Origin of the sequence: Aliidiomarina quisquiliarum, assembly GCF_023922585.1 — a bacterium.
Taxonomy (GTDB): Bacteria; Pseudomonadota; Gammaproteobacteria; order Enterobacterales; family Alteromonadaceae; genus Aliidiomarina; species Aliidiomarina quisquiliarum.
This window is the reverse complement of record NZ_JAMFTN010000012.1, coordinates 1-2389: the sequence shown is the minus strand read 5'-3', so window position 1 is coordinate 2389 and position 2389 is coordinate 1. Positions and strand designations below refer to the sequence as shown.

Here is a 2389-nt window from a genome sequence, read left to right as displayed (position 1 = left end):
GGTGGACTCAAGAGCAGCTTAATGTGGTTGCCTTACGCCTGAATCAACGACCAAGAAAAACATTGCAATATTTAACGCCAGCTGAGAGGCTAAACGAGATAGTTGCACTGACCGGTTGAACCCACCGATGCCTTTTTTAAGATGTCTTTCTCCATCTTTAAGCGCTTATTTTCAGCACGCAGTTTTAACAGTTCTGTACGCTCATTGTCGTTCAACATAGTGCCATTAGCCTGCTCTTCTTGCTGCTTCTTCCAGTTATAAATTTGGTTAGGATTTACCCCAACCGCTTCAGCTGCTTCGGCAACGCTATAGCCTTGATCTGTCACCAAGGACACAGCCTCTTCTTTGAACTCTTTCGAGTAGGTTTTATATTTACGCTTCTGGTTCATGTTTCACCTCAAACTAGACTGAGTATATAGTTGTCAGGTCCCGCATGATTAATAACGTTCTTATAAAATAAATCCGGTCTCTTTTCTTGCCATTCTTTCATTGTTGCAATGGGCGTTTGATGGTGAAGAGCTCGCTGTGGAATATGGTGATTTTCGATTCGCATATCGCTCAAATCATCAAAACTGAGTTCAATGCAGGGTCTTACGTTTAGTTTTTTCATTTTTTATTCCTTAGCCGGCCACTTTTAAAGTTGAACACAGCGATAGCCAGCTTAATTCACCGTATTCATAGACTATTTATCTTCGCGCGAATTTAAAATTACGCAGGGCGTATTAAGCGCTCGATATAGTTATTTACAGTGAAGGGGTAAAAAGTGACTTTTGAGAGGGCACTTGACAGCAATACGAAGTGTATATACACTGCGTGTTACGAACCGCCGTTAATAAGAACAAGAGGTACCCATGAGCTCAAAAGAACCCCCGCCTTTACAGGTAAGTGAGAGAGTAAGAGAGAAACTTTTACACAAGCATAATGTAACGATGAACGAAGTGAGGGAGGCTTTTGGCGCTAGAAATAGTAATCGAAAGTTCCTAACTGATAATAGAGAGGATCACAAGACGAATCCTCCGACGCTGTGGTTTATAGCACAAACGGACAGAGGGCGAGACTTAAAAATTAGCTTTATAGTGCTTGATGATGGAGTCCACCTCAAAAGCGTATATGAACCAAATAGCGAAGAAATACGAATTTATAATAAATACAGCTAATACTACTAAAGTATACATAACACACGCAGATCAAATTGCAGGCGCGCAAGCGCAACACATCACTCTAAATAGTAGGGTGGAGGGCAAAAGATGAGTATAAATAGAACTGAAGAAAAGGTGAAAAACTCAATGGAGAACGCAGAGAAGTGGGAAAACAGAGAGCTTGGTGCTTCAGAAGAGCACGTCGAAGCCGTGGACTTCTCGCAGGTAATTGAAGATACGCTTAACGCAGCCACCCGTATGAAGCCTATCTCAATTCGTTTGGAAGAAGAGCTTTTGGAGCAGCTGAAGTTTATCGCAAGTCATCATGGCTTAGGATATCAGCCTTTAATTCGACAACTATTAAAGCGCTTTGTGAAAGCTGAACTTAAAGTGATCGAAGAGCGCATGAAAGCGATGACTATCAAAGGTCCACACTCAGAGCAGGAAAGCGATGATCATGTAGATGATGACTACGGGTTAGCGCAGGAGGCGTAACCCGTATTTACTATGCGCTTTACCCATACTATCAAAGGCAACATTAAGGGTAACTATATGAGAAGCGCAATCCAAGCAAAGCAAGCACGTAAGATTACCGATACAGCAGTATTTGGTACAAAACAAGCATTACACAAGGCTTACAGCGTTATAAGCTTTGCAGCTCAAAGAGGGCTACCGAACACGTCGGTAACATTCGACCGGAGAACGCTCAGCGACAGTGAATTTGCGCCTGTAATTCCAGCCTTAGAACAAGATGGATACAGCGTTAAATTATCAAGAACTGAACAACACCTCCGAATAGAGGTAGCCTGGTAAACAAAAGCCCACGCTTGTGGGCTTTTTTATCTGATCTATGGTGAGCGTCGCTAGTAGCGCACATTNAGCAAACGAAAGACTGAAAGCCAAATTGTGGCGATTTTGAAAGAAGCTGAAGTTGGTATGCCGATCAAAGACCTCTGCCGTAAGTATGGCATCGGCAATTCAACGTTTTATAAGTGGCGCGAAAAATACGGCGGTATGGAAGCATCCGATGTGCGCCGTTTAAAAGAGCTTGAAGAAGAAAACCGGCGACTCAAACAAATGTATGCAGATTTGAGCCTAAAATCGCAGATGCAAGAAGATATTCTAAAAAAGCTTTAGCACCTGTGGCAGAACGAAAAGTTTGGGCACGTGAGCTACAGGTGCAGTATAACGCGAGCGTTGTAACCTGCTGTAATGCGGTTGGCATCAGCCGTACCGCTTATTATTACGAA

At 42.9% G+C, this 2389-nt stretch carries 5 protein-coding genes and 2 pseudogenes; 5 read left to right on the top strand and 2 right to left on the bottom strand.

Features of this window, described 5'->3' with window-relative positions:
- Positions 1–119: pseudogene (locus M1L23_RS02620) on the top strand (IS30 family transposase); the annotation flags it as partial.
- Here the strand turns inward: M1L23_RS02620 and M1L23_RS02615 are convergent.
- Complete coding sequence (locus M1L23_RS02615; protein ID WP_252625448.1) at positions 90–389, bottom strand: transposase; 300 nt, start codon at positions 387–389, stop codon at positions 90–92. The pseudogene M1L23_RS02620 and the gene M1L23_RS02615 overlap by 30 nt on opposite strands.
- An 8-nt stretch (positions 390–397) precedes the next feature.
- Positions 398–610 (bottom strand): hypothetical protein, encoded by a 213-nt coding sequence (locus tag M1L23_RS02610; protein WP_252625450.1) that lies wholly within the window; start codon positions 608–610, stop codon positions 398–400.
- A gap of 241 nt (positions 611–851) precedes the next feature.
- Here M1L23_RS02610 and M1L23_RS02605 point away from each other — a divergent pair, with 241 nt between their 5' ends.
- The 4 genes and pseudogenes from M1L23_RS02605 to M1L23_RS02590 all read left to right on the top strand — a co-directional run.
- Positions 852–1157 carry an ADP-ribosyl-(dinitrogen reductase) hydrolase gene (locus tag M1L23_RS02605; RefSeq protein ID WP_252625447.1) on the top strand — a complete coding sequence of 102 codons (306 nt, stop codon included), beginning with the start codon at positions 852–854 and terminating at the stop codon, positions 1155–1157.
- A 90-nt stretch (positions 1158–1247) separates the two neighbouring features.
- Positions 1248–1634 (top strand): CopG family antitoxin, encoded by a 387-nt coding sequence (locus tag M1L23_RS02600; RefSeq protein WP_252625446.1) that lies wholly within the window; start codon positions 1248–1250, stop codon positions 1632–1634.
- 57 nt (positions 1635–1691) lie between these two features.
- Positions 1692–1952, top strand: coding sequence for a hypothetical protein (locus tag M1L23_RS02595; RefSeq protein WP_252625445.1), 261 nt, complete (start codon positions 1692–1694; stop codon positions 1950–1952).
- A gap of 90 nt (positions 1953–2042) precedes the next feature.
- Positions 2043–2241, top strand: a pseudogene (locus tag M1L23_RS02590) (transposase); the annotation flags it as partial.
- Positions 2242–2389: the final 148 nt, after the last annotated feature.